The following is a 26196-nucleotide window of genomic DNA, read 5'->3' on the forward strand; positions in this document are numbered from 1 at the left end:
AGGCGATGAGAGGTGAGGACGCGCGGATCAGACAGGAGCGAAGGGACCGAAACGGACCCTCGACCGGCGTCACCAGCCGCAGAGACCACAGCAATGGCCAGCAACCTCTACGGTCTCAGGGAGGTCAACCACACAGAACGCATCTAAACAACCCTGGCGGGACAAAACGCTCTTTTTGTGCGTGTTTCTAATCTGCTCATGCTGCGGCATCACAGGATGCCCAGGAAGTCGGAGGCGCCGCTGCCCGCCGTCTCATACCATCGGCCCGCACCGACCCGTCGAGTATCACCAAGGACTTTGTGAATCACTCCGATCTCCGCGCCAAGGCTCCCTCGCTCGCGGCCGGCATGGCCGCCGCCGATCACAGCCCGGACATTCAGCTGTCCCAGACTCGCCACCGCGCCGCGCTCGTGGCGAGCTGGCACATCGCGCCCGACTCAACCGTCCTCGAACTGGGCTGCGGCCAAGGCGACATGACCGCCGTCCTCGCAGAGGCGGTTGGGCCCAAAGGGCGCGTGGTGGCCGTCGATGTGGCCGAACCCTCCTACGGGGCGCCGGTCACGCTCGGGGAATCGGCAGCCCGGCTCGCGGCGGGCCCTCTCGGGCCGCGCATCGATTTCCGCTTGGGCACCGACGTCCTCGACCCATCAGTCGACTTCCCCGAAAGTACCTTTGACCACGTGGTGCTTGCACATTGCTCCTGGTACTTCACCTCGCTCGGGCAACTGCGAGACACACTGGCTCGGGTACGGCCGTGGGCGCGGCGGCTATGGTTCACCGAGTGGGACTTGACGCCTGCATCTGGCGACCAGCTGGCGCACCTCCTCGCCGTGCTGATCCAGGGGCTGACCGAGGCCGCAGGATCGCATGGCCAGGGCAACGTCCGCACGCCTTTCTCCCGTGAGGGGCTGCTGCGGCTCCTGCCTGAGGCCGGCTGGACGGCCGACGGCTGCAGGTCGGTCGATACCGAAGAGCTTCAGGACGGCGACTGGGAGGTCGCTGCCTGTCTCGACCTGGCCGGAACGGAGGAGCGTCTGGCCGCGCTGACCGAGCCGGTGCGAGAACTCGTCCTGAGCCAGGCCGACGTTCTCCGGGCCATCGCCAAGCCGCGGGGCAACCGCGCGCTCGCCGCGTATTCAGTCACTGCGCGCTGACATACGTCCCAGCGGCTGGCTGGTCAAAGTTCAGTGAGATCAGCCAGCCTTCGCCCACCTTCGCTTCCAGGCCGGAGATGTGTGGGATGTGGAAGGTGTCCGGCGCCTCCAAGCTCTCACCTTGCACCGCGGCGAACAGAACACCGTGTCCGAGCGGCGGTCGACGCCGGCCACCCACCGGGCCCCGCGCTCCGAGCACTCCACCTCACCCGTGCCGTCCCGGACGGCCGCCAGGTGCTGGCGCAACCGCCGTTCCCGACACCACTGCCTGGACCGACACGCCGACAAACAGAATTCCGCCCCAGGCCGGGCACCCGGCCTGAGCCGTTCCCCGCAGCCCCGGCAGATCCTTTCCCCGGCCCGACCGGCGTCCTCGGACACCAGGCCACGTAGGACGCCAGACTGCTCAGAATTGGGTGCTTAGAAACACGCACTTTGGGAGCGGGCGCCTGTGGAGTGACCGCTGCACGGTTGTGTGGGCGACCAGCCGCGATCATCGCTCCAGGACGGACGGTAGGCGGGGTCCGCAGTAGATGCCGGATTCACTGCGGCGGACTCCCTACAGTGATCACCGCGACCTGCAGCGGACGATTACGGCCGGCGGGACGAGGTGTACACATTTACTGCGGCAGTACCGGAAGGGTGGGGCGGGCGTGACGGTCGAACCAGTGACCGAACTCGGGAGCGGGGGCGCGCTCCGGCTGCCGCGCGGCCGGGTGGTGCCCCCGTCCGCCCCTCCGTCGTCGTACACCGCGGCGGTCGAGCGGTACCTCACCGGCGCGGGCATCGCGAAGTCCTCCGCGCGGATCTACCGGATCTTGCTGACGACATGGGGGTGGATGCTCGCCGGCGAACCGGCGCCGACCGGGCCCGCCCGTCGTAGCGCGAAGCCGCCCGTCTTCCCCGTCGCCGAGATCGACGACCCGGCGCTGCCGGAGGTGCTGGCCGAACTGGCGGCGGCCCGGGCAGACGAGATGGACGCCGACAGCGTCAACCGGGAGCCTGTCCATCGCGCGCAAGGCGATCGGCTGGTGGCAGCGTCAGGGCTGGATCGAATCTGATCCGACGATCGGCATCGAGCGGCGGCCGGCACCGCCGGACCGCACCAAGGCCCTCTCCGAGAGCCAGATCGTCGCCCTGTGGCGCCTGGACGTCGCTCTGCAGGAGAGAACGTTCTGGAAGATACTCTACGAGTCCGCCGCGCGGGCCGACGAGATGCTGTGTCTGAACGTGGAAGGCCTGTACGCGCAGGACAAACTAGGCAAGATCACCGCCAAGGGCGGGGCGACCGAGTGGATTCACTGGCAGTCCGGCACTGCCCAGCTGCTGCCCCGCCTCATCGCCCGACGCACCCGCGGCCCGCTGTTCCTCACCGACCGCAAGGCCCCGGCAGGCACCGCGGCGCTGGACGTGTGCCCGGAGACCGGCCGGGCCCGGCTCTCCTACCGCCGGGCCGAAGAGATCTTCGAGGAGAGCACCCGGCTGCTGGTCAACCCCCTCGCTGCACCCGACAGCATCGAGGATCTGGACGGGTGGACACTTCACCGGCTTCGCCACAGCGCCCTCACACACGATGCCGAGGGCGCCGGTGCTGGTGATGGTGGCAGGCTTTCGCGGGGGGACTGTTCCATGTTCCCAGCGGGCTCCCGCAATCGCAGACCGACAACGACACGAAGGCCAAGACGCTATTGGCAACGGTCGCACTGCCGGCCGCCGAAGGCCAGAACGCCCGGCCCAAGGCAGCGTCGCTGTCGGCCTGGCCTCCGTCGCCGTCGGCGCAGCGGATGAGGACACGCCGTCCACCGGGCCGGTGTTGAAGGCACCCGCCACAACACCTTCGGCCAGCGGTCTGGCGGCGAGTGACGGCACGGTCCTTCTGGTCGCCTCCGCCGCCGCCTCGGGCGCGTCGGGCAACTTCACGGCCACCTCGCTCGCCCCGTCGGCGTCCTGGACGGCAGGTGGCTCCAGCGGTGGCTTCTCCTGGGACTACGACATCGACACCCCGGACGTGCCCGGCGGTGCCCAAGCGGCCCTGAGCCTGTCCTACTCCTCCCAGTCCGTGGACGGCCGTACCGCGGCGACGAACAACCAGGCCAACTGGATCGGCGACGGCTGGTCCATGGAGCCCGGCTACATCGAGCGCCGCTACGTGTCCTGCTCCGAGGACACCAGCAACAGCAGCGGCACCGACAAGAGCGATGACCTGTGCTGGAAGAAGGACAACGCGGTCCTCAACCTCAACGGCCAGTCCAACACCCTGGTCAAGGACGACACCACCGGCGAGTGGCATCTGCAGAGCGACGACGGCACCAGGGTCGAAAAGCTCACCGACGCAGGTCGGGCCAACGGCGACAACGACGGCGAGTACTGGAAGGTGACCACACCGGACGGCACCCAGTACTACTTCGGCTACTACCGGCTGACGGGCTGGGCCACGGGCAAGGCGGAGACCAACTCGACCTGGACCGTGCCAGGGCGGATTCAACCGGTCGTCGCAACACCCCCAACTGTGGAGGTGTGATGGGCAGGCCGGCAGGGTGGATGAAGGCGTTGACGGGCAGGTCTCCGATGAAGTGGTACAACTCGCGGAGGCTGCACAGCAGCCTTGGTTACCGCAGTCCCGCCGAGTACGAAACCGTTCTCGCAGCCTGACCACCACACCGATGGTGTCCGTCAAAGCGGAACAAGCTCAAGGCAGGGAGGCAAACAGATCAATGGCCGCGTCTCTACGAAGACTCTTCGCGCTCTGCCTCACTCTCGGCGTGCTGACCGGCTGCGCAGCTGCTGATCAGGGCGGCGAAAACCCCTTTGCTCCGCCCGAGGTCTCCACCGAGCATCCCGATCAGGAGACGCCTTGCCCGCAGGACTCCCCGCGGCAGCAACCCCAGGACCCGACGTCCGCCACGGAGAAGTCAGGGGAGGGCGCCGCAGACGCACCAGGGGACAGCCATTCGCACACGGTTGGCCCTGGGGGCCCTGCATGCTTACCAGCGGCATCCCGTACATGCCGGTCGACCGTAGAACCGGCGCTCATGGGCCCCGTCAGTCCGGCACTCTGACCGGCCCCTCACCACTTTCAACGCCAACTTCACTCTGCAAGCCCGGGAGGTAACTCCCTGGGAAATACGATGAGATGAAGGAGCTCGCCAACCAATCACTGACGGGCCCCTTGCCGTGGGAGGGGAGCAACCGTGGTTCTGATTCTGGCCGTGCTTTCGCCGATCATCGTGCCGTTGTGGGGCATCGCAACCGGCCTGTTCTGCATCCGCATCGGTCAAAGAACGGAATCAGTACGTCTAGGCTGGTTCTTCTTCCTCATGGTGGGTCTACTCCCCGTCGGGGCGATGTTCGCCCTCATCGGTGTGATCATCCCCGCCGTCGTCGTAGCGGCTATAGCTGGCCTTATCATCATCCTGATGATTTTGGACTGGTACGGTGACCACCTCTCCGACCCGGATCCCACCCGCGACCAGATCACCAGGTGATACGGAACCGGCTCCCGAAATCTTGCCTCGGTGTCCGGCCGGGACGGGGGCAGCCGGGAGCACATGGGGCCGTGCCACTCTCGCGCCAGAACGAGCGGGAATCAACGGAGACCCGATGGCAACAGCAGAGCACGAGCGGGGACTTGGCCTAGAACGAGTTTCCGTAGTTCAGCCCCACCGCTGGAAGACCCAGATCCGCGTCCTCACCGCCCTGCTCGGCTCACCCGCAGCCGCCGTCGGCGACGCCCTCCACGAGATCACCCCCATCCTGGAGGCCCTCGAACGTCGCGTCCGCCCAGCACCGATCACCGCACCCACCGCGAAAGACCTCGCCAGCCTCATCGGCAAGACCAGCACGAAACCATAGAGTTATTGATCGACAGCTCCCAGGGCTTCGGCATAGTCGATTGATGCCCGGTTGCTGACGGCTCGTCGTGTTGGGTGGAGTCCGATGCGGAACAGGCACGGGCGTTCGTGATCATGGGGTTCTCTAGGCTCTGTAACCTTGCACTGCCCGTGCCTGCCGAAGCGACGCAGTCGTATAGGGCGTCCACGCAGAGAGTAGTGGGGAATGAGTGTGGTGGAGAGCTGGTCCCGCGTGATGAGTCTTCTTCGGGAGCACGCCCCGGCCGATCATGCGGATCTGCCCGGGCCAGCCACGGAACAGATGCTTGCGGCCGCCGAGGAACGGATCGGCATCCAGCTTCATCGGGAACTGCGGGCGTGGCTCTTGCAGAACAATCTTGATCTTCCTGAGGAAGATGTGGACGACGATGTGGCGTGTTGCGGTTTCGCCGGGTTTCCGGACGAGGGAAGTTTCTTTCTGGGCATCCGGGCGATGGAGAAGCTCTACGCCAACCACTACATGACCGGTGGGGTCAACCCTCCGGATCAGCCGGACACTCCGTTCTGGCGCAATGAGTGGATCCCGTTCCTGTCGGACCAGGACGGCTGGATGGGGAAGTTCATCGACGTGCGGGACGGGCGTATCGGCGGGTGGTTCGTGGGCGACATCACGATCACGGGCGAGTACCCATCACTGGCTCACTATTTCGACTCCGTGGCAGAGATGCTGACGAAGATCGCCGATGGAAGCCATCCAGTCTGCTCGGCCGCCGAAGGACGACTCGTCTGGTCGTGAAACCAAAGTGCTCCCCCGGTTGTTCCGGGGAACAGAGCTTCGGCGTTGTCCGGCCTCGTCCGTTTTGATCATGTGAGGCCGAGGAGGGCGAGGGTCCGGGTTTGGTCCCGGGCTGCTCGTCGGAGTCCGGAGGCGACGTTCCGGACGCCGGCCAGGCGAAGGGCTCCGATCGTAAGGTTCCTGCAGGTGGCCATTGCTCTGGGGGCGTTCCCGGTCCGCACCTGGGAGGCGTCCTCGGCGAACGTGACGTCCCTGACGTGGTGCAGGGCCTCGACGCTCCAGTGCCCTCGGATCAGTCGGGCGAGCTGAGCCGGGCCGGCCTGTTCGGCGGTAAGGCTGGTGACCGCGTAGACGGTCTTGAGGCTGATCTTCCCGGTCTTGCGGTGGACGCGGCGGCGAACGATCTGGACGGCCTGGCGGGCGCCGGGGAAGAGCAGGTTGCTGACCGTGCAGACCTTCAGTCTGCGGATCTCGTGGCGGCCGTGACCGGTCGCGCGGGTCCTGTCCTGCAGCGGAATCCCTTTCCAGGGAAGGGACTTGAGCTGTTTGCAGAGCTTCTTGGTGTTGCGCTTCACGATCACGCTGTAGTGTGCCTGCCGGTTGAGGAGACAGATGGCGTGGTCGTGCTGGGTGTGCATCGCGTCGCTGGTGACGATCGTGCCGGCCAGGTTCTCGAGGGTGTCGAGCAACGGGCTCTTCGCAGCTGAGGGTGTAGCGCCGATGAATGTAGTGCTGTTGGACGGTTGGATGTGAGGCGTCAGGACGTGCGAGAGTCGTAGTTCTCGCGGTTTGCGAGGACCTCGGCCATGTGCGTCTGCGCCCAGTTTCTGAGCCCGCGCGTCATGTGGTGGAGCGAGAGGCCGAGGTCGGTCAGCTCGTAGGAGACGGTGACGGGGACGGTTGGTGTCACGGTACGGGTGAGCAGACCATCGTGCTCCAGCGAGCGTAGCGTCTGGGTCAGCATCTTCTGGCTGACTCCGGCCAGAAGACGAGAGATCTCGGAGTAGCGCATCACCTTCGGAGCGTCTGTGTGTGCTGCACCGGGCTGGCGAGGGCTGTTGTCGCCGCCCAGCGCACACAAGATCAGGACGACCCACTTGTCCGAGATTCGGTCGAGCAGTTGCCGGCTGGGGCACTCTGCCAGGAACGCGTTGTACTCCACCTTGGCCTGAGCCCTCTTCTGGGCCGCCTTCATCGTCGTCACTGATCGCACCTCTCACCAATGGGTGGGTTACGCACTCCAAAGTGCCTACTTCCCGACAGGAAGTTTCTCTCCAATGCTGATGCAGGGAGGCAGCAGGCGCCACCCCCCAAGTGCACGACGAAAGGCAACAAGATGAGCACGCCCTCCCTCTCCCTTCCCGGCGACACCTGGGCTCTGGGTGACCTGACCGTCACCCGGTTCGGTTACGGCGCCATGCAACTGGCCGGCCCGTGGGTTATGGGGCCGCCCGCCGATCGCGAGGGTGCCCTGGCCGTTCTGCGTGAAGCGGTCGACGTCGGTATCACCCACATCGACACCAGCGACGCTTACGGGCCGCGCGTCACCAACGAGTTGATCCGCGAGGCACTGCGTCCCTATCCCGAGTCGCTGCACATCGTGACCAAGGTGGGCGCGACGCGCGACGAACAGGGTGGCTGGCCTACGGCCCGGCGGCCCGAAGATCTGCGCCGCCAGGTCCACGACAACCTCAAGTCCCTCGGGCTCGACGTACTCGACCTGGTCAACCTCCGACTCGGCAACGCCGAAGGCCCTCAGCCCGGCTCGCTCGCCGAGGCGTTCGAGACGCTCGTCGAACTCCAGCAGCAGGGCCTGATCCGCCACCTCGGGGTCAGCAACGCCACCGAGGAGCAGGTCACCGAGGCACAGAGCATCGCGCCGATCGTGTGCGTGCAGAACATGTACAACCTCGCCCACCGCCACGACGACAAGCTCATCGATTGGCTCGCCCCCGACGGCGTCGCGTACGTGCCCTTCTTCCCCCTCGGGGGCTTTACCCCGCTTCAGTCCTCGGCGCTCTCGGCGGTCGCCGCTCGATCGGAAGCGACACCGATGTCCGTCGCACTGGCCTGGCTGCTGCAGCGATCACCGAACATCCTGCTCATCCCCGGCACGTCATCGACGGCGCACCTACGCGAGAACATCGCCGGCGCGGGACTCGCCCTCTCTCATGGGGACTTGGCCGAGCTGGACGACATCGGCCGCTGAATGCCCCAGAGCTGAACGGCTCACAAGCCACGGCTGAAGCCACCGTTCAAGTTCCGGCCCCGGGCACCCTCGCGCGATCGGGGCCGAAGCGGGATGATTCGCCCTCACCTGGATGACTTCAGATCATCAGCCGTCAAAAATTTGTGTCACACCGACGGAAGCTCATCCCGCGTCGGTGGCCGGGTAGGCGTCGAGGTCTCCCGAGGACGGGGGTTCCTACACCAAGCCCATCCGGAAGACCTCGACGTTGCACGACGCTACCTCCGGCGACTGGCGCACGAGCCACTCGGCTGGCGGCCAACGATCCTTCACGACACGATCCGACGCTAGCGCTGCATCGGCTGTGGGCACGTGTGGCGGCAAGACACCACCCAGGCGGCTGAGCCGCGGGCGAAGCTCTCGCGCCGCGGGCTGCGGTGGGCGCTTGAAGCCATCGTCTGCCAGTACCTCACTGTCGCCCGTGTCGCCGAAGGGCTCGGGGTCGCCTGGAACACCGCCAACGACGCTGTCCTGGCCGAGGGAAAGCGCGTCCTCATCGACGACACCGGCCGGTTCGACGACGTCACCGCGATCGGCGTCGACGAGCACGTGTGGCGCCACACCAGGCGTGGCGGCAAGTACGTCACCGTGATCATTGACCTGACCTGACCTGACCTGACCTGACCTGACCTGACCTGACCTGACGAGCAACCGCGACGGCACCGGCCCTGCCCGGCTGCTCGGCATGGTCGAAGGCCGTTCCAAGCAGGCCTTCAAGGCCTGGCTCGCCGAACGCGAAGAGTCCTGGCGCAACCGCGTCGAGGTCGTCGCGATGGACGGTTTCACCGGGTTCAAGACCGCCGCCAGCGAGGAACTGCCCGACGCGGTCGCGGTCATGGACCCATTCCACGTCGTGCGTCTGGCCAGCGACGCACTCGGCCGATGCCGCCGACGTGTCCAACTGGCCATCCACGGGCACCGCGGACGCAGGAGCGACCCGCTCTATACCGCACGGCGAACCCTCCACACCGGCGGCGCTGACCTGCTCACCGACAGGCAGAAGGACCGACTGGCTGCGCGGTTGCGAGCGCCGCTCACATTGAGGTCGAAGCCACGTGGGGGGTCTACCAGAGGTAGATCGCCGCCTACCGCGAACCCGATCGGAGGAAGGGCCGAGAGCTAATGGTGAAGCTGATCGAGTTGGTCAGCCAGGGCGTCCCGAGCGCGTTGAGCGAGATCATCACACTCGGCCGGACACTGAAGAAGCGGGCCACCGACGTGCTGGCCTACTTCGAACGCCCGGGCACGTCCAACGGACCGACCGAGGCCATCAACGGACGGCTCGAACACCTCCTCGGCTCCGCCCTTGGATTCCGCAACCTCACCAACTACATCGCCAGAACCCCGCTGGAAACCGGCGGCTTCAGGCCACGACTACACCCTGGATTGTGAGGAGCTCCTTTCGCGCGAAGGCCGCAGGGGGAACCCGGATGTCGGCGACCGCCAGCCTCTGTCGCGCGTCACGCGGCGTCCGTGAAGAACTCGGTGAGCTTCGTGTTCAGCGTCTCCGGCCGCATGAACGGGATCATGTGGTGGGAGACGTCGGGAAGCGTGTCGACGATGGCGTGTGGCAGGGTTCTGCTCGCGCGCTTGGCGACGGTATCGATGCTGTGCACCCGGCTGCGCTCGGCCAACACCACGAGTACCGGAACGTCCAGCGCATGCAGGACTGACGGTTTTGGCCGCCGTCCGGCGATGATCTTGCCGGTCGGGACTGTGGCGCTGAGCCTGTGCAGGGCGAGCCAGTCTGGGTCGAGATCGGCGCCGGCTGTTTCCCAGTGCAGATAGGCGTCGTTGCCTCGGGCTGGGCGCAGCATGCCGGGCAGGGCGTGCCACAAGCAGGCCGGGGCGAACCCGGCGAAGCACTGGGTGGGGTCGAGCAGAGCGAGGCGGCCGATGCTGCCGTGTGGTGCCTGCAGGGCGTGGACCAGGGCCAGCCAGGCGCCGAAGGAGTGACCGCACAGGTCGGCGTGTTCGATTTTGAGTGTGGTGAGCACGTGGGCAAGCCAGTCCAGCAGGTCCTGCCGCGTGCGCACCGGTCGGCCGGTGTTGCTGCTGCGGCCGGGGTCGCCGATCGTGTCCGGCGCATAGACGCGCCTGGTTCGGGCGAGCGTGGCCGCGTTCGCGTACCAGGAGGCTGAGTTGGATCGGCCTCCATGCAACAGCACCAACGGCGGCGCGTCGCGCGGTCCGCAGGCGTTGACCCGCGTCACACCGAACCGGGAGGGCACATCGATGGCCTCGACCGGCACGCCCCATCGCGCCATCAGCGTGTCGTAGGCCGCGTCGAAGGCGCCGAGGTCGCCGGGAGCGGACGCGGACGGTTGGGAGGCCGACTGGGATTGGGTTCGTGCGTGCATGATGGCCCCGTTCGCCGGTAGTATCGATGAGTGAGTAACTCACTCATCGAGAGAATAGGGGGGCGGCGGATGCCACGCAACGCACCTGGCAGCAAGAAGACGGATCCCGTGGCTCCAGGCAGCCAGACGGCTACGCACACCCGGATGGGCCTGGTGCACCTGCTGCGGTCGGTCGCCGTCGACCTTGACCTACAGGCCGCTGCCTTCGCCACCGAGCACGCCCTGCACCCGACCGACCTGCGTGCTCTGATCGCCCTGCTCGACGCGGAGCGCGCCGACGAGTCGATGACCCCGGGACGCCTCGGCGCACGGCTGCACCTGAACTCCCCGGCCACAACCGCCGTGATCGGCCGACTCGAAGGGCTAGGCTTCCTTACCCGCGAACGCGACCCGCACGACCGCCGTCGGGTATTGCTCATCGTCAGCCAGGAAGCCAAGACGCTCGGCTGGAGCTTCTTCGGACCGCTGATCGCACGAATCCTCGCTGCCCTAGACGGATTCGACGAAAACGACCTCGACGCCTACGAACGAGTCCTGCGCGCCATCGCGCAGACACTACCGGCGGCCTAAGAGGTCGTTTTCGCCCGTAGTTTCATCCTGGAGTCTTCGGTTGGTGTGGCTTTGTGGGGTCGCGCCAGGAGATGGTGTTCTCGCAGGTGAGACGGCGGGCCATGAGGTCGGTCATCGCGAGGTGGATCATGGCTTCGGATCGGGTGGGGAGGCTTTCGTAGTCGCGGGCCGGGCGGCGGTGGAGCATGAGCCAGCGGTATGTCCGCTCGACCGTCCAGCGTTTCGGGAGCGGTGTGAACCCCCTGGTCCCGGGGACGAGTTGGACAATTTCCAGATCGATGCCGAGGGTGGCGGCGTGTTCGACGAAGTGTTTGCGGTAGCCTTCGCCGACCCGGACCTTGCGGATGGTGGGGTGGGCGGCGGCCACCTGGTCGAGCAGGCGGGTGCCGGCTACGGAGTCCTGGACGCTGGCCGCGGTGACCAGCATCGCCAGCAGGAGGCCGAGCGTGTCGGTGGCGATGCTGCGTTTCCTGCCCACGATCTTCTTGCCCGCGTCCGTGCCCTGACTCCCAGCGGGGACGCTGGTGGAAGTGTTCACGCTCTGGGCGTCGATGACGCAGGCGGACGGCTCCGCACCCTTGCCCTCCTTCTGCCGTAACCGCCTCCGGAGGCGAACACACCGTCCTTCTGCCGCTTGGCGAAGTAGCCGTAGACGGTTTCCCAGGGCGGGAAGTCATGGGATAGCGCCACTGCACTCCGGCGCGGTCCACGTACAGGATCGCGTTCATGATTTTGCGTAGCTCGTGCTCGGGCGGCCGACCCATGTCCAGGGCATGCTGGCGTCGCTCGGCCCGCCAGGACAGGTGAGCGCCGCCATCGACGACCCGGCGGGCGAGGACGACGCGACTGGGGAACCCGCCGCGCTCATCACTGTCGACCGCTACTACCTTGCCTGGACGGAGTACCAGACCGAACTCGGCGAGGAACCCAGGGCCCAGCAGCTCTCCGCCTACCTTGCAAACAAGAAGGGCATGAACGGTCGCGGCGGAAAGCCGGTCAGCTCGTCCACCCTGTGCCGCTATCTCTTGCCGTTCCGTGTCTACAACGTCTGGGCCAAGCAGCGGGTGCGCAACGAAACCCCCTCCTTCGACGTCATTGCGCAGGAGCGCAGCCCACGGCATCACTGCACAGCACAACAAGCCCCTCACCACCGACTACGTTGCCGAGCAGGCTGTCGACTTCGAGCGGCGCTGGCAGGCACTGATCCGCCACCACGCGCAGTCACAGCAGTGAGGAGGCCCCCCGCTCGCCCCTGCGGCCACGCGTCCGGCGCCATCTCACCCGAGGGTCAGGCCGTCCTCGACGTGCTCCGTGCGATGCTCGCCGTCCTTCGCGCCCCGGAGCCCTGGACACCGGGCCGCATTCAGGAGGTAGCCGTCAGGGTCGGCCAGTTTATCGAGCGCGCTCACGCCCGGCCCGGGAACCACGGGCCCGACGTCATCGCCGTGGCCCTGGTCCGCCTCGACACCCCGCACGCCGCGGCCCACGCCCACCGCTACAGCAGCGAAGGCTGGCTACGCTGCGAGACGAGCGCGATCCTTGGCATCTGGCAGTCGGCCCACCGGATGCTCTCCCTCGTCACGGATGCGTCCGGATCGAAGATCGGCGGCACTCGCGGCGGGGCGCGTCCGCCGGGACCCGGCGACGTACGGGTTCCGGAGCCCCTGGACGAAGGCGGACGCGGGCTCGCTCGTCGACCCGCTCGCCTTTTGGTGGGATGTCGCTGTCGCTTTCTGTTACGGCGTTCGGACCTATGGGTTCCTCCGGCGGGGTGATGTATCACGCGTGGGGGCCGCGCCCGCAAGTTCGTTCGTTTGTCGGCGTGCTCGTATCACTTCCCCAAGCGGCGTTCAGCTCCTGGTGGGCTCCTCACACACTGATCGGTCGACCTTTCAAGGGTCGACAGAGGCCGGAGCTGGGCTCCCCACGAGTAAAAGGGAATATTCATGCTTCAACGCAAGTCCCTGTGGCACCTGGCTGCGGTCTCCGTCGTCGCCATCGCCGGTTTCGCCGTCCCCACTGGGGCGCAGGCGCAGATGCTGGTCCCCTCCCAGGCCGGCACCTCTGATCAGCACGGCAAGGGTGCCAAGACCTCTAAAGCCATGAAGTCGAAGAGGGCAGCACAGCCCGGTACGCCGTTCGAGTGCACCGGCAAGATCTACGAGTCCGCCGGAACGCCCACGACGCAGTTGTACGAGGGCACTCCCGGGCTCGGATCGGTGTCGTTCACCCCTTTGGGGCCAGCTTCGGGCCACTACAACGCCATCGGCATCAACCCGGTGGACCACTTCATGTACGCGATCGACACCACCAACGACAGCCTGCTCCGGATCAGCAACGATGGCTCCATCACGGACCTCGGGCCCGTCCCAGGCCTGCCGCCACACGGGTTCTACAGCTACAACATCGGCACGTTCGACGATGCGGGCAACTACTACGTGGCGAAGCCACTAGCGGGTAGCGTCACCGAGATCTACGTGATCGACGTGACCACACAGACAATGACCGCGACGATCCCGGTCGTCCCGCCGGGGCAGTTCTCAGACTGGGCCCTCGCCGACGATTTCCTGTGGGGCGCCTCACCCGACGGAAGCATCGTGCGTATCGATCAGAAGACCGGGGCCGCTTCCACGTTCCCCAAGGTCCTTCCGGCGACCACGCTCAACGGCTACGGCGGCGCGTTCACCTACGGCAACGGTGACCTCGGCTTCGTCGACAACGGTGGGTTCATTCGTCGCGTGGCCGTGACGAATCCCGGCTCGGCCACCCCGACCTTCACGCTGCTTTCTACGCAGACCGCTCCCGCTGTATCAACGAACGTGGATGCGACGTCGTGCTTCGGGGCGCCGACGGACCTGTCGGTCACGAACACGTCGTCCCCTGTGGCATACACGCCGGGGCAGAAACTCACGTACACAATCACAGTCAAGAACAATGGCCCGAACCAGTCCTCTGGGTACATCGTCGACGACACGATCCCAGCCGCGCTGAAGAACCCGGCCACCTCCGCGCCTGGTTGCACTATCACCGGCTCCACCTTCTCCTGCACCGGCGCCGCGCTGGCGCCCGGGGCCTCGGACACCATCACCATCGCGGGAACCGTCGACGAGAGCTTCACCGGCGTTCTCACCGACACCGCCACCGTGACAGGCAACGAGGCCGACTCGAACCCGAGCAACAACACCGACACCGTAAACACTCCGCGAAACAACCCGCGCGCCCGCGCGGATCTGGGCATCGACCAAGCCGGGCCTGCGAAGGTGACGGAGGGTGACGCCGTCACCTACACGCTGAAGGTCACCAACAACGGCCCGAACGACTCCACCGGCTACACCGTCACCGACACGCTGCCGGCAGGTCTGCAGAACGCCTCCACCACGACACCCGGCTGCACGATCAGCGGTTCGACCCTGACCTGCACCGGCGGCCCCTTGGCGGCCGGCGCCTCGAACACCATCGCCATCAAGGGAACTGTGGGCCCGGGCACGAACGCACTGACCAACACAGCGTCGGTCACCGGTAAGGACATCGACCCGGACCCGGGCAACAACACCGACACAATTAGTTCCCCCCGCACCCAGGTCGACCTTGACCTGCAGGCGACCGGACCGGCCCGTGTATCGGCCGGCGATCAGGTCTCCTACGACATCAAGATCATCAACAACGGACCGGACAACTCGACCGGCTACACCGTCACCGACCTTTTGCCAGCCGGGCTGACCAACCCTGCCACCAGCAGGCCCGGCTGCACGATCAGCGGTTCGACCCTGACCTGCACCAGCACCTCCCTGGCGGCCGGTGACTCCGTCGTCGTCACCGTCACCGGCACCGTGGCGCGCGACGCATCTTCCCTGGCCAGCACCGCTACCGTCGTCGGCAAGGATGTCGACCCTGACCCGGGCAACAACGTCGACACCCTCACCATCGAGGTCGAGAAGGGCAAGGGCAAGCACTGCGGGGGCAAGCACGGCAAGGGCAAGCACTGCGGGGGCAAGCACGGCAAGGGCAAGAAGTAGCGACCCGATCGGCCTTGACCCTGACGTAACCGGTGCGTGAAACCTGGAACGGTGCCCGGCTGCCGATCGCCACGGTAGCCGGGCACGACCCTATGCCGTCGACTACACCAACGTGCCTGGGCTTGAACCCTCGCCTGGTGCTGCTCACCGCGGTGTACCTGGCCATCGAGCTTGTGCCGCTCACTACCGGCTGGGCGGGGATCCCCTTCACCTCGCCCTGGTCCTTCCTGGCCCACTTCGCCGTCCCCGGTGCCCTCCTCTTGCTCGGCGCTCTGGGTTTCGGCCTGGCCGAGCTGCCCCGTGGGCGCAACGCGTCATGACCGATCAGTCCGAACAGCACCCCGTCACCGGCCTGGACGACGTCGTCCACCAGCGCGTCCGCCTCGGCATCCTCACCGTCGCCCACCAGGCGCGCCGGGTCGAGTTCAGCTTTCTGCGCACGGCCCTCGGCCTCACGGCCCTCGGCCTCACGGCCCTCGGCCTCACGGCCCTCGGCCTCACGGCCCTCGGCCTCACGGCCCTCGGCCTCACGGCCGGAAACCTCAGCCAGCACCTGGCCGTCCTGGAGAAGGCCGGACTGGTCGACATCGAGAAGGGCTACGAGGGCAAACGCGCCCGCACCTGGCTCTCCCTCACCCCAGCCGGCGACCGCGCCCTGCAGGACGAGGTCACCCAGCTCAAGCGACTCATCCACCAGATCAAACAAGGCAGGCCAGCCCCGGAGTCCTGATCCGGACTCCTTGCCTGCTACGTCGAGGCGATGTCGCCGCGCCGGGCCGTGACCCTCGCCGGAGGACAGCGCGATGCCTGGGTGCCCAGGACGACCCATATAGCCATCTTTATCTTGGTATATACGGTTTTTTCGCTCTTCTTAGGATAGCTTCAGGCGGTTCTCATGATCGCGGGGCATTCTCTTTTCCGTGACCGAGAGCTTTCACAGTGGCGAGGACGTCGGCGACACCACTGGACCCATCGAGCGTTGGCGGCGTGGGTCTCGGCTTCGTCATCCCGATCAGCACTGGCAGGTCTGACGTGGCGAAGTTCCGCTTTGGCTTCCAGAGTGGGGCGGGCGCCCTGCCGGGCGATGCTTAAGGAGTACGACATGAGCAAGCTGGTTCTGCACGAGGTGACCGCTCCGGTCGGCCCCGCCGCAGTCTCCGTGGTCCCGGAGGCGTACGAGATCCACGCACTGGCGAGGCGGGTCCCGGAGGTGTCGGTTCCGCACCTGATGGGCTTGCGCACCAGCGCGGCGCGCCCCCACCGCCGCAAGGTGCCGCTGAGCCGTCTCGCCCCGGCACTGGGCTGAGCCGGAGTTGCTGGCTCGGCAGCGGGCGCTGATCCGACGCGCCCTGCGACGAGGTGTCGCAGGGCGCCGCACAGCACGGCTGCGGCCGGCAGAGGCGCCTGCGATTCACGTCCGTCGGCGGGTCCGGGCCGACACGACGGCTGCCGCTCCCGTCGTCCCGGCAGCCGTCCAGAACAGCAACTGGGCGGTGGGCCCGTTGACCGACCTCAGCTCACCGTCGTTGTGGAGGCAGAACGAGTCGGGCGGGAAGTACTGCGAGCGAGCTGCCCCCGTCCCGTGGCACGGTGACGTTTCAGGGAACAGAAAGGGCTGCGCACGCTGCGAAAGAATCCACCCCATGATGACGGTCAGCCAGGCGGCGGACAGGAACAGCGCACGTGTCCAGGCGGGAACGCCTGCTCGGCGCCCCAGCAGCCAGACCAGGAGCGTCGGCATGACGAAGACGACGAACAGCGCACCCAGCACGATCAGGCTCTTCATGGTGCCGGGATCTTACAGACCGGCGCCCCGCACCTGACGGCTCGAGCTGGCGCTACCGCCGTACACGCTGCCAGCGGGCGCGCGGCGGCCGTAACCCCGCCCGACGCCGCGCGCAGATCGAGGCCTGGATCGAGCGGGCCGGTCTCAGCGTGAGAGGCTCGGCCAAAGTCCGCCGCGGCGCGTCCTGAAGGAAGCCTGGGCCATCGCTCTGCAGCCCCACCGCGACGCGGAGTTCGGCCGACTCGACCGCGCAGGTGAACTGTCCTGTCCTCCTGGACGGGTGGGTGTCCCATGGCTGTGACGGTGTGCCAGCCACCGACGGGTGCGATCTTCTAGCGCCTGTCGGCGTCCGGCACGGTGTTTCCGGATGAACCATGACCCGTCTCAAGGTGCGTGCCGCGCAGACCAGCCAGTCCCTCCAGGAATACCCTCCTCGAGCTCATCACCCGCGAGGCACAGCAACCCACCCTGGCGGAAACGGCCGAACTCACCCAGCGGTACGCCCGAGCCCTACGCAAGGAGCATGCTTCCCAGTGACCGTCAATGTTGACCTGCCCGACCACATATGTACACGCTGCACCGTGCTCGGCGACGGTGTCCTGTACGCGGTCAAGACCCTGGCCCGGCAGCTGGCCGACGATCCACGCCTAGTGCTGGATTCCTCAAAGGATGTACACATATTCGTTCGCCGCCCACCCGGAACCGGGTCACCGAGTGGGCTGCCGCTTGGTCACTTCCACCTTCAGGTCAAGCGGTGGCACCTCCGTCGAGGACCAGGTCGTGGCCGACGGCGAAGCCCGCCTCAGGTGATGCGAGCCAGAGCACGGCGGAGGCCGCTTCGTCGAGTGTTCCGACCCGGCCGATCGGCAGTGCGTCCTTCATCCGTGCGGTGCGGTCGTCCTCGGTCTCGCCTGGCCGCAGAGACAGGGGTGTGTCGATAGGGCCCGGGCTGAACGCGTTGATTCGAATGCCCTTCTGGATGTACTCCTTTGCAGCCGCCCGGCTCAGCGCGCTCACCGCCGCCTTGGAGGCCGCGTACGCGCCGAGGAACGGCAGCCGCATGTGCGCACCCAGGTTGGAGGCGGTGTTGACGATCACGCCGCCGCCGTGGACGCGCATGTGGGCGATTTCGTGTTTCATGCTGAGGAAGACGCCGGTCAGGTTCACGGCCAACTGGCGGTCCCAGTTCGCCTCGTCCATGTCCGCAACCGGTCCGGCCTCGAGAATTCCTGCGTTGTTGAACGCGATGTGCAGGCCGCCGTGACGCTCCACGGTGGTCGCGACCAGCCGGGCGATGTCCTGAGAGGAAGAGACGTCAGCGGTCACGGCGCTGGCCTGGCCACCTTCATCCATGATCAGCTTCACGGTCTGCTCGAGCGGGCTGATGCTGCGCCCGGCGACCACCACGGTCGCGCCTTCCCGGGCGAAGGCAAGCGCGGTGGCCCGGCCGATGCCAGAACCTCCGCCGGTGATGAGGGCCACCTTGCCAGTGAAACGTGTGGTCATTCCGTATTCTCCTTTACTTTCTTGGTGCGGCGCGGAGACGCCGAGAACAGGGCGGTGATGAGCAGAGCGACTGCGGCGATGCGTAGAGCGAAGGCACAGCCGCTCGACGGGTGATGTGAGTGGGTGGTGGCAAGAGAGACCAGCACCGCGAGACCGAGAGGAGGGCCGTTTTCCACGCCGGTGTTCAACAGTCCGCCCGCAAGGCCCCTCTGGTCTTCTTTCACATCTTGCATCGCGGCGAGCGTGGCGGCAGCGAATGGCACACCGGCTCCGAAGGGAAAGATGAGCAGCCCCGCGTAGGGCACGTCGAGGAGGCCGAGCAGTAGCAGGCCAGCGGCCGCTGCAACCAGCCCGATCGCCGCGTCCGTCGTAAACGGGCACGAAGCGCCCCGGCGGAGTACCTGGCGTCGTTCCGCCCGTCGCGGCGCCTAGCCATCCAGGTAGCCGAGCTCAGCGTCGGGCCGGCAGTGCCCGCAGGCCTCGATGTCTTCGCTCAGTGCCCGCAGGGCGACGTCCCGGGGCACGCCTTTCCAGCGTTTGCCCGCCATATGGCAGCCGCCGACGTGAACGGCGACCGGCGGTGAGTCGCGGTTCAGGCCGCCTTCGAGGATCCAGTCGGGTGCGGCCGGCCGGGCCTGCTCGCCGCGCTGTCGGCTGTGGCGATCTGCTGCCGTACCCGGTCGAGGGTGAGGACGAGCCACGTCTCCAGGATGCGGAGACGGGGCAGGCCAGGCGGAAGATCGCTCACATATTCGATTCTATGATCGTGGTGGAAGAACGCAATCCAAGGGTGTTCTGTGCACTGAACTTTGACCGGTTGCCGCCGAAGGTGAACCGCTGGGCGGTTCGTGCCATCGAATCTTGATCGTCCTGGTCGGAGCTGCCTTTCGGGGAGTCGTCACGAGTTGCGATTGCCGCTGGGGCCGCCGCTTTGGCGGCTCGCGGCAAAGCGGGACGGGGGCACGCCGAAGGTGCGCGTGAAGGCGGCGGTGAACGCGGCGGGAGAGGCATAGCCGAGGCGGACACCGACCTCGCTGACCGACGCAGTGCGCAGCAGTGGCATGGCCGCGAGCAGGCGGGCTCGGGCCCGCCAGACGGCCGGGCTGTCACCGGTCTCCGAGCGGAAGCGCCGGGTGAAGGCCCGTTCGCTCATGGCCGTCCTCGTGGCCCATGCGGCGTTGGTGACGCCGGCGTCCGGGGTGGCCAGGTATTCGCGGCAGAGCTTCGCGAGGTCAGCGGCGGCGGGAATCCCGACGTGGAACGGGAGCGGGGCGAGCTCAGCGATCTCGTGCAGGAGGAGGGCGGCAATGCTTCCCTCCCGTCCGGACAGGCTGTAATCGATCTCGAACTCGACAGCGACCAGGAGTAGTTCGCGCAACAGCGGCGGAACGTTCACGACCGTGCAGGTGGCTGGCCACCAGGGGATGGCATTCGGCTCAATGTACAGGCTCCGGGTACTCACCCCCAGCATCTGGACCCGGTGCCGGGTAGCGGCCGGAATCAGTACGGCGCGCTCGGGCGGAACGGTCCAGGTGCCCTCGGCGGTGTCGACGACCATTACCCCGGTGGCGCCGTAGAGGAACTGGGCGCGCCGGTGTTCGTGCCAGTCCAGTACGTGGCCGGGTGGGTAGTCGGTCCCGATCGGCAGGACGACCCGATCGGCGTGGTCGACGTCGGCCAGGGAGACGTTCTTCACCCAGCCACCCTACTGGCTGAGACGCGAAGGAACAGTGCCGAACATCGCATGCGGGAGACCTGCCGGAGCTGGTGGAGTGGGGGCTGTGGATGTTGTGGCATTGATCGGGATCGGGCTCCTCACCGGGGCGACGACGGTGTTGTTCGGGTTCGGCGGCGGGTTCGTCACGGTGCCGGTCGTGGTGTGGGCGGACGCCGCGCTCGGCGCGGACGCGATGCAGGTGGCGACTGCCACCTCGGCCCTGGTGATGGTAGTGAATGCGGGTTTCGCGACAGCCGTCACACCGCGGCGGGTGCTCCTCGCACTCCGCGGCAGCGGCGCGCTGCTCCTCCTGCTGGCGGCCGGTGCCTCGGTCGGCGCGCTCGCCACGCGCCTCGCCCCGGCCGATCTGGCCCGCTGGGCCTTCGTCGCGTACGTCGCGCTCACCATCGCCGACGTGCTCCTGCGCCCCGGCTTCCTGCGCCCGGGCTCCCGGATCGAGGCGACCTCCGATGCTCCGCGTCCACTGCCGACCGTCCTCGGCGCGCCGGCCGGTGCGGTCGCGGCCTTCCTCGGTGTGGGGGGCAGCGTTATGACTGTCCCCGCGATGCGGAGGGCCGGGCACACGATGCGCGTGGCGACTGCGCTGGCCAATCCGCTCAGCCTCGCCATCGCGCTGCCGGCCACCGCAGTGTCTCTGGGTGGCGCCGCGGTCCCCGCTGCCGCTGACGCGCACCTGCAACTGGTGGGGATCATTGACCTTCGCGCTGCCTCGGCGCTGCTCCTCGGAGCTCTGCCGGTGATCGCGATACTGCGGCGGCGCCCGCCACGGATCCCCGACCGTACCTACGCCTGGGCGTACATCGGACTGCTTGCCATGGTGACAGTCGCCATGCTGCTCTCGGCTTAAGCGCAAGACCGCAGCGGCCTGCCTACCTCCCGCGGGCCTGCGACGGGCCGGGGCAGAGGCGGGTACCCGCGGTTTTGCCCGCCGCCTCCAAGATCGCCCCATCGCCTCACTCCCAGCCTCGCCAACTCACCGCACCCGTCCGCCAGGTGAAGCGCTCAGTCGCACCTGACCACCTTGACCAGGGCGATCAAGGCTCGATGGCAATCGCTCAAGGTTCGGTGTCACCGGACAAAGGGGGCCGGAGAGGAGCGCGAATGGCGATCGACGACGTGCTGCACCGCCTGCCGTGGACCCCGTCGGCCTGGCTCCGGCCCCGCCCCGGCAGGTCCACCGAGAGGCAGCGGCCCGTGTCGGCCGGAATCCGGTCCCGTGTGTGGGCTGTGGTCGGTCGGCCCGTGCGGCGGGGATCATCGAGGTCCCGGTTACGGCCGCCGGTGGCTGGACCGCTGCCGGGACTGTCTCCTTGCCACCATTGACCTGCAGCCGTCTCGGGTGCCGGGCACGGTGGCCGAGGTCGTCGCTGACCTGCGTGCTGCCGCAGCCGAGGCCCGGGGTGCAGCTGGCAGTTGTGAGTGAGGACAGGAATGACCGCCGTGGATGGCTCACAGCGTTTCCACCTGACCGTGACTGCGGCCGGCCGTCCGGTGGTGCGGGGCTGGTGGGGGAGCGAGACGACAGCCCGCCGCAAGTTCCCGTCATGGGTGGGGGAGTACGGCAGTATGCCCGGCGCCCGCATCACCCTCACCGATGAGCAGCAGGGCAGCGTGTTGACGTCGTGGCCGGGCGAGGGCTGACCGCCTGCCATGCTGAGCGCCATGGCTCACCGCCCGTACCGCGCCCGCGGCCGTGCGCTGCGGCAGATCCTCCGCCGCCACCGCAACGAGCTGCCGCCTGCCTTGCTGCCACCCGCGCGCACGCAGGAGCAAGGGGCAGGCGGCGAGTACCGGCTGTCGACACGCCGCCGCTAGGAAGTGTTTGAGGTGTGGTTACAGAGACTGCCGTATCAAGGTGAGTTGGACTGTCGCCTTATAGCGGACGGCGAGCCGGTCCTGGCTCGCCACCCGATCCCGTCGAAGACCTGCCGCCGGTCCCTCGGCGGCCGCCCTGTCTTCGGTATCGATGGCAGCAGTGGCTCCAGCCGCTCCCACTGTTCGTCCGTCAGGTCCCCACGAGCCATTCCAAGATCGTTCCATGTTTCTGACTCGTCCGAGGCGGCACCCCGGTGCCTGGCGGCATCAGCAGATCTTGCCGGGCCGGGTCGCAGTGGCCTTGAGCAGATCCCGCAGCAAGCCGAAGTCGATGTTCTCCGGCCTGCGGAACCGCAGACAGCCCTTGCCCATGTCCTGCCCGGCCAGCCGTTTCTCGAATGCCTCACGGACGTCACTGCGCATGAGATAGAAGGAGATGTATTGCTTCTGGCTGGCAAACGCGATCTCGCAGGCGCCGTCCCGCTCATATGCGGGCATCCCGTACGCCATGACCTCGGCGAAGCCCACCAGCTCCTCTCGGCACAGCTGCCGCACCTTGGTCAGCACGGCCCTGCGTTCCTCAGGAACCTCAGTCAGGTAGCCGTCGACGTCGCTAGCCTCGCTCTGCACCACTCCGTGAGGTTATGCCGGATGCAAGGCCCACATCAACATTTCAAACACCGCCTTAGGAGCCCTCCTCCGTCGCGTGCCGCGCGACTTTCTTCACGCTGGCCTCGACCTCGTTCCGTGCCTGGCCTTCGTCCTTCGCGTACTCGGTAACCGCGGTCGCTCCACGGCTCGCGGGCGGGCGGCCCGTACTGGTCGCGTAGCTGCTCGACCTGCGCCTGCGCTGCGTCCGCTGCGCGCTGCCTCTTCACGAGTACTTCGAAGGCGTGCACCACGTGCAGGAGAGCGTCCGGGCTGCCGAGCGGGTGTACAAGCGTCCATCGGCACGGCATCGGCCATAACCGTTGTTTGGCCGGGCTGGCGTCAAACTCCTCGGTCCTGTTGGCGTGACAGAAGGGCGACCGCGTCGCAGACTCGCGGCAGAACGAGTTCGTCACGTCAGGACGCGGGGGAAGTGCGGGTAGCGCCGCCGCCACTCCTCCAGCGCGGGCTCCTGGAGGGTCGGCCGGGGCCGCGGGGACGGCCTCGCCGCTGCCGATCGGGTGGTGGACCTCGGGGATCCAGTCCAGCGGCTGGCACACATCGCCGCGGCGGCGGGCTCCTCGAGGAAGACGAGCGCGGTCTTGGTCACGGTCAGCTGTGGTCGGCCTTCAGTCGTACGGGGGTCGGATCGGAGACGGTCCTGGAGGGCCGGCGTCCACCCATCTCCGGTCATTCGGAGGCGAGTTGCCCGCCGTACGAGGTGGGGAACACCCGCATCCGTCCGGCCTGCAGGGTGATGCGGTCGACCAGCCCCTCGGCACGCAGTCTGGCCAGCCGCCGCCGGGTCTGCTCGATGCGCACCTCGGGGGTGATCACCCGGTGCATCTGCTCGGTGGTGGCCATGCGGTACTGCGTCGGCACGCCCAGCGCCATCCGGTCCCCGCTGCCCGTGTCCACGCTGATCATCACGGTCCGCTCGCATCCCGTCCGGTGCGACACCCGTCCGGCGCCGCATGTACCGGTCACAGCAGCAGTCGGCCTCGACCAGACCACCGACCACGAAGGCCCGACCACGGTCACGAAGCGACAACGCCGCCGTGGACCAGGCCGGAATCCCCGTCGACAACCAGGCCGACAACCGTCCGCACCCTCTGCCGCGCCTGTCTGCGAACCCGCAGGTCACCACACTGACCCTGCCGTGGTCGGGAGGCCGACATCCCCTCTTCGCCCCCGAGCCCACGCCCCACAGCAGAATGAACAGAGAAGTGGGTGGGTGGGACAGGTCCCGCGTGGCGGGCGAGGGGATCGGACGCCGCTGGTGTTCCTCGCGCGCGACGGCGGGACCGCGCGCGACGCCGGACGGGAGGGAGACGCTGGCCGGTGAGAGAACTTGCCCGTGATCTCGATGCTCTCCCCTTGCGGCTGAGCCCCCGCCTAAGGGGTGAGGCGGGAGAGTCCCGCTAGGGAGGTACCGCTGTGATCGTCCGACTCGTGGGCGGCCAGTCATGACGGCTCCTCACAAGGTCGGACACCCGTGCTGGTCACGGCGTCGTGAGGGCAGCCTCGGACGGTTCGCCTGCGACCGCTGGTGGCCCGAGATAGAAGCGTTCATCGCCACCGGCCACAGCAACGCCAAGAGCGAGGGCATCCACCGCATGATCAAGCTCACCGCCCGAGCCGCTCACGGCTTCCGCAATCCCGCCAACCAACGCTTGCGCACATGCTGCGTCACCACCCGCCGAGTCCGCGGGCACCTCCGCACCGCTCAACTTTGAAGACCCCTATGCGGCGCCGCCGCGGAGGCCGGCCGTGCCATTGCGATGGACGTCGATGCGCAGGTAGAAGTCGTGGGCTTCGAAGAACTTGACGCTCACATGGCCGTTGGCGCCGAGGTCCATGTAGTACGGACGCTTCTTCGCCCCGTTGTTCCAGTAACCCAGCCAGGTCTTCTTGACGCTGACGCCGTACGCGTGTCCGGAGCCGTAGCTGATCCACTGGCCCCAGGCCTGCTTGCCGTTGTACGCGACCTCCCCCGAGAGGGTGAAGTAGGCGACTGTGCAGCCGGCGGTGTTGCGCTTTTTCCCCCAGAACGGATGCTTGTAGCCGTAGCAGGCCGTGGCCTGGTACGTCTTGTACTTCCAGCCCCGCTTCTTCGCCAGCGGGACGATGCTCGGATCGCCCGCCTTGACCTGGGCGGCGATGCGCGCGTCCTCGGCGGCCACCCGGGCAGCCGCAGCGGTTGATGTGGCGGCCTGGGCCGATGGGGCCAACGCCGCGGACCCCACCGCCGTGACCGCGGCCATGACCGTGATCCAACGGCCCGCCCTCCGCATCGCCGAGCGACCCTGCCCCCGAACTTGTGTACTCACTGTGTCCTCCCGTTCTCGTATCCGGAACCGTGCTGCCGATCCTGCTCCCCGCTCACGCGCCCTGTGGAACCGCCGCCCATGGCACCGGCTCCACCTGGCCTCAAGAGCCCTGGAGCCCCGACCGGCTCCGATCGGCCCCCGTCCCGGCGGGATCTGCCCACCCTCTCGGGCCGGGTGCCTGCCGTGCCGTCAAGTCTTGTCGCGCTGACGGCTCCGGTGTTGGCTCTGGGTGCACCGCAGTTGACGGGCAGCGTCCAGTCCTTCATGGAGCATGGTGTGCCGGTAGGTACTGGGCGGAACCCCGAACGCGGTGCGGAAGGCCCGGGCGAAGTCGGAGGCATGGACGAAACCCCAGCGCATGCGGACGAAACCGATGGATTTGTCGGCGAGTTGGGGGTCGGACAAGTCGCGCCGGCAGCGTTCGAGGCGCCGTTGCCGGATCCACCCCCCCACCGAGGCGCCCTGCCGCTGGAACAGCCGGTGCAGATAGCGCACGGAGATGTGGTGGGCCGTGGCGACTACCTCGGGTGACAGCTGCGGATCACCCAGGTTGCGCTCGATGAAGGCATGAACGCTGACCATCAGTGTCTGCTGACGGCTCTCGGGAGGGACAGCGCCCTCCAGGTCGAGACGGTGCGCCAGAAACGTGGTCACCAGATCCATGGTCACCGCGCCCAGGCGCACGGCGTCCTGCGGGCGGTAGCAGGCGGACTGCGTGACCAGCGGAACCAGGAACTGGGAGAGGAGCGCTCCGACACCGGTGTGCCCCGGCGTGGGGACCGCGAGAGTGCGGTCGATCTTCGCAGCCGGGAGGGGAAGCGCCGCGCGCGGCACGTGTACGACGATCACCTCCACCTCTTTCCCGTCCAGGGCCGCTCGGGCGTCGAACGGATGAGAGGTGTCGTACAGCAGCAGGTCGCCCGGCCCGACCAGCGCGTCCCGTCTGCACTGGGACAACTGCTGCTTGCCCCGCCGGGTCAGCGCGACCTGGTACAGCTCCGGATCGGAACGTCGCACCAGCGCCGGTGTGCGGCGCGACCGCAGTGTCGGGTAGGACATGACCGATATCCGCACGGCCCCCAGCTCCAGCAGTCTTGCCTCGGCCCGGAAGTCGCCGGTGTCGACGGGTGTCAACACCGTGGGAACCAGTGCGCGCGAGGTCAGGTCGCACCACGACTCGAACCGTTCCGCGACCGACAACTCCTCGGTGCGGAGGACTGTTTCCATCACAGGGCACTCCACCTCATCCTGTGGCCATTCCTCTTGGCCATGGAATCGACGTGGTGACAATTCCCGGATGCAGACGACCCCGAACTTCCGTGGTTCCTCAGCAGCACCTCCCGTCCTGGATGGCCGTGGCCAGCGCCTGTTCCTTGTGCTGTTCCATCTTGCCCAGCCG

At 67.4% G+C, this 26196-nt stretch carries 31 protein-coding genes and 3 pseudogenes; 18 read left to right on the forward strand and 16 right to left on the reverse strand.

What is annotated here, in order from left to right:
* Positions 1-299 precede the first annotated feature (299 nt).
* The 6 genes and pseudogenes from ACWC91_RS25030 (at position 300) to ACWC91_RS25055 (ending at position 5780) form a co-directional block, all read left to right on the forward strand.
* Positions 300-1154 carry a class I SAM-dependent methyltransferase gene (locus ACWC91_RS25030; RefSeq protein WP_281157651.1) on the forward strand — a complete coding sequence of 285 codons (855 nt, stop codon included), beginning with the start codon at positions 300-302 and terminating at the stop codon, positions 1152-1154.
* A gap of 653 nt (positions 1155-1807) precedes the next feature.
* Positions 1808-2215, forward strand: coding sequence for a hypothetical protein (locus ACWC91_RS25035; protein WP_281157183.1), 408 nt, complete (start codon positions 1808-1810; stop codon positions 2213-2215).
* Positions 2216-2964: 749 nt separating this feature from the next.
* Positions 2965-3675: a hypothetical protein gene (locus tag ACWC91_RS25040; protein ID WP_450642495.1), complete on the forward strand. Its 711-nt coding sequence runs from the start codon at positions 2965-2967 to the stop codon at positions 3673-3675.
* Positions 3676-4345: 670 nt separating this feature from the next.
* Complete coding sequence (locus ACWC91_RS25045) at positions 4346-4639, forward strand: hypothetical protein (protein WP_225080644.1); 294 nt, start codon at positions 4346-4348, stop codon at positions 4637-4639.
* 172 nt (positions 4640-4811) lie between these two features.
* Positions 4812-5006, forward strand: a pseudogene (locus tag ACWC91_RS25050) (ISAzo13 family transposase); the annotation flags it as partial.
* A 204-nt stretch (positions 5007-5210) separates the two neighbouring features.
* Positions 5211-5780: an SMI1/KNR4 family protein gene (locus tag ACWC91_RS25055; protein WP_450642494.1), complete on the forward strand. Its 570-nt coding sequence runs from the start codon at positions 5211-5213 to the stop codon at positions 5778-5780.
* A 68-nt stretch (positions 5781-5848) separates the two neighbouring features.
* On the opposite strand, the gene ACWC91_RS25060 is transcribed toward ACWC91_RS25055, so the two are convergent.
* Positions 5849-6469 (reverse strand): ISAs1 family transposase, encoded by a 621-nt coding sequence (locus ACWC91_RS25060; RefSeq protein WP_450642493.1) that lies wholly within the window; start codon positions 6467-6469, stop codon positions 5849-5851.
* A 68-nt stretch (positions 6470-6537) separates the two neighbouring features.
* A complete protein-coding gene (locus ACWC91_RS25065) occupies positions 6538-6975 on the reverse strand; it encodes a winged helix-turn-helix transcriptional regulator (RefSeq protein ID WP_450642502.1) in 438 nt (145 codons plus the stop codon).
* A gap of 141 nt (positions 6976-7116) precedes the next feature.
* On the opposite strand from ACWC91_RS25065, the gene ACWC91_RS25070 reads away from it, so the two are divergent.
* A complete protein-coding gene (locus tag ACWC91_RS25070; protein WP_450642492.1) occupies positions 7117-7989 on the forward strand; it encodes an aldo/keto reductase family oxidoreductase in 873 nt (290 codons plus the stop codon).
* Between the two features lie 261 nt (positions 7990-8250).
* Positions 8251-9420, forward strand: a pseudogene (locus ACWC91_RS25075) (ISL3 family transposase); the annotation flags it as partial.
* A 68-nt stretch (positions 9421-9488) separates the two neighbouring features.
* Here the strand turns inward: ACWC91_RS25075 and ACWC91_RS25080 are convergent.
* Entirely contained in the window at positions 9489-10388 is a 900-nt protein-coding gene (locus tag ACWC91_RS25080; protein WP_450642491.1) for an alpha/beta fold hydrolase, read from the reverse strand.
* A gap of 108 nt (positions 10389-10496) precedes the next feature.
* Between ACWC91_RS25080 and ACWC91_RS25085 the strand changes: the two genes are divergently transcribed.
* The gene (locus ACWC91_RS25085; protein WP_376505940.1) at positions 10497-10958 is read left to right on the forward strand and encodes a MarR family winged helix-turn-helix transcriptional regulator; all 462 of its coding nucleotides are present in this window, start codon (positions 10497-10499) and stop codon (positions 10956-10958) included.
* Between the two features lie 22 nt (positions 10959-10980).
* Here ACWC91_RS25085 and ACWC91_RS25090 read toward each other — a convergent pair.
* Positions 10981-11761, reverse strand: a pseudogene (locus ACWC91_RS25090) (IS5 family transposase).
* Here ACWC91_RS25090 and ACWC91_RS25095 point away from each other — a divergent pair.
* From ACWC91_RS25095 to ACWC91_RS25115, 5 genes are all read left to right on the forward strand, one after another.
* Complete coding sequence (locus ACWC91_RS25095; RefSeq protein ID WP_281157188.1) at positions 11762-12733, forward strand: hypothetical protein; 972 nt, start codon at positions 11762-11764, stop codon at positions 12731-12733.
* A 327-nt stretch (positions 12734-13060) separates the two neighbouring features.
* Positions 13061-14974, forward strand: coding sequence for a DUF6923 family protein (locus ACWC91_RS25100; RefSeq protein WP_450726042.1), 1914 nt, complete (start codon positions 13061-13063; stop codon positions 14972-14974).
* A 122-nt stretch (positions 14975-15096) separates the two neighbouring features.
* Positions 15097-15294, forward strand: coding sequence for a hypothetical protein (locus ACWC91_RS25105; RefSeq protein ID WP_450642488.1), 198 nt, complete (start codon positions 15097-15099; stop codon positions 15292-15294).
* Positions 15291-15704 (forward strand): transcriptional regulator, encoded by a 414-nt coding sequence (locus tag ACWC91_RS25110; protein WP_450642486.1) that lies wholly within the window; start codon positions 15291-15293, stop codon positions 15702-15704. The genes ACWC91_RS25105 and ACWC91_RS25110 overlap by 4 nt, the downstream gene beginning before the upstream one ends.
* 372 nt (positions 15705-16076) lie before the next feature.
* Positions 16077-16280: a hypothetical protein gene (locus ACWC91_RS25115; protein WP_225080634.1), complete on the forward strand. Its 204-nt coding sequence runs from the start codon at positions 16077-16079 to the stop codon at positions 16278-16280.
* 105 nt (positions 16281-16385) lie between these two features.
* Here the strand turns inward: ACWC91_RS25115 and ACWC91_RS25120 are convergent, their stop codons facing one another.
* The 6 genes from ACWC91_RS25120 to ACWC91_RS25145 all read right to left on the reverse strand — a co-directional run bounded on the left by ACWC91_RS25120 (position 16386) and on the right by ACWC91_RS25145 (position 19962).
* Positions 16386-16760: a hypothetical protein gene (locus ACWC91_RS25120; RefSeq protein ID WP_450642484.1), complete on the reverse strand. Its 375-nt coding sequence runs from the start codon at positions 16758-16760 to the stop codon at positions 16386-16388.
* Positions 16761-17507: 747 nt separating this feature from the next.
* On the reverse strand, positions 17508-18266 hold the full coding sequence (locus ACWC91_RS25125) for an SDR family NAD(P)-dependent oxidoreductase (protein WP_450642483.1): 759 nt from the start codon (positions 18264-18266) through the stop codon (positions 17508-17510).
* A complete protein-coding gene (locus ACWC91_RS25130; RefSeq protein ID WP_450642482.1) occupies positions 18263-18571 on the reverse strand; it encodes a hypothetical protein in 309 nt (102 codons plus the stop codon). The genes ACWC91_RS25125 and ACWC91_RS25130 overlap by 4 nt, the downstream gene beginning before the upstream one ends.
* Before the next feature lie 123 nt (positions 18572-18694).
* A complete protein-coding gene (locus ACWC91_RS25135; protein WP_450726044.1) occupies positions 18695-18877 on the reverse strand; it encodes a DUF6233 domain-containing protein in 183 nt (60 codons plus the stop codon).
* Positions 18859-19014, reverse strand: coding sequence for a hypothetical protein (locus tag ACWC91_RS25140; RefSeq protein WP_281155771.1), 156 nt, complete (start codon positions 19012-19014; stop codon positions 18859-18861). The genes ACWC91_RS25135 and ACWC91_RS25140 overlap by 19 nt, the downstream gene beginning before the upstream one ends.
* A gap of 150 nt (positions 19015-19164) precedes the next feature.
* Positions 19165-19962, reverse strand: coding sequence for an AraC family transcriptional regulator (locus ACWC91_RS25145; RefSeq protein WP_450642480.1), 798 nt, complete (start codon positions 19960-19962; stop codon positions 19165-19167).
* Positions 19963-20047: 85 nt separating this feature from the next.
* On the opposite strand from ACWC91_RS25145, the gene ACWC91_RS25150 reads away from it, so the two are divergent.
* The 3 genes from ACWC91_RS25150 (at position 20048) to ACWC91_RS25160 (ending at position 21819) form a co-directional block, all read left to right on the forward strand.
* Complete coding sequence (locus ACWC91_RS25150; RefSeq protein WP_225080629.1) at positions 20048-20851, forward strand: sulfite exporter TauE/SafE family protein; 804 nt, start codon at positions 20048-20050, stop codon at positions 20849-20851.
* Positions 20852-21435: 584 nt separating this feature from the next.
* Positions 21436-21645 (forward strand): hypothetical protein, encoded by a 210-nt coding sequence (locus ACWC91_RS25155; RefSeq protein ID WP_450642478.1) that lies wholly within the window; start codon positions 21436-21438, stop codon positions 21643-21645.
* Positions 21646-21666: 21 nt separating this feature from the next.
* Positions 21667-21819 (forward strand): hypothetical protein, encoded by a 153-nt coding sequence (locus ACWC91_RS25160; protein ID WP_225080627.1) that lies wholly within the window; start codon positions 21667-21669, stop codon positions 21817-21819.
* A gap of 35 nt (positions 21820-21854) precedes the next feature.
* Here ACWC91_RS25160 and ACWC91_RS25165 read toward each other — a convergent pair whose 3' ends face one another.
* The 4 genes from ACWC91_RS25165 to ACWC91_RS25180 all read right to left on the reverse strand — a co-directional run bounded on the left by ACWC91_RS25165 (position 21855) and on the right by ACWC91_RS25180 (position 23394).
* Positions 21855-22028, reverse strand: a complete 174-nt coding sequence (locus ACWC91_RS25165) for a transposase (RefSeq protein ID WP_450642477.1) — start codon at positions 22026-22028, stop codon at positions 21855-21857.
* Between the two features lie 58 nt (positions 22029-22086).
* Positions 22087-22452 carry an iron chaperone gene (locus ACWC91_RS25170; protein ID WP_225080626.1) on the reverse strand — a complete coding sequence of 122 codons (366 nt, stop codon included), beginning with the start codon at positions 22450-22452 and terminating at the stop codon, positions 22087-22089.
* Positions 22453-22879: 427 nt separating this feature from the next.
* A complete protein-coding gene (locus ACWC91_RS25175) occupies positions 22880-23077 on the reverse strand; it encodes a hypothetical protein (protein WP_450642475.1) in 198 nt (65 codons plus the stop codon).
* Positions 23078-23157: 80 nt separating this feature from the next.
* Positions 23158-23394 (reverse strand): replication-relaxation family protein, encoded by a 237-nt coding sequence (locus ACWC91_RS25180; protein WP_450642473.1) that lies wholly within the window; start codon positions 23392-23394, stop codon positions 23158-23160.
* 539 nt (positions 23395-23933) lie between these two features.
* Here ACWC91_RS25180 and ACWC91_RS25185 point away from each other — a divergent pair.
* Complete coding sequence (locus tag ACWC91_RS25185) at positions 23934-24203, forward strand: transposase (protein WP_450642472.1); 270 nt, start codon at positions 23934-23936, stop codon at positions 24201-24203.
* Positions 24204-24209: 6 nt separating this feature from the next.
* On the opposite strand, the gene ACWC91_RS25190 is transcribed toward ACWC91_RS25185, so the two are convergent.
* Positions 24210-24731, reverse strand: a complete 522-nt coding sequence (locus tag ACWC91_RS25190; RefSeq protein ID WP_225080623.1) for a hypothetical protein — start codon at positions 24729-24731, stop codon at positions 24210-24212.
* 255 nt (positions 24732-24986) lie between these two features.
* On the reverse strand, positions 24987-26024 hold the full coding sequence (locus tag ACWC91_RS25195; RefSeq protein WP_376505945.1) for an AraC-like ligand-binding domain-containing protein: 1038 nt from the start codon (positions 26022-26024) through the stop codon (positions 24987-24989).
* Positions 26025-26196 lie beyond the last annotated feature (172 nt).

Source organism: Streptomyces sp. NPDC001204 (genome assembly GCF_053598035.1).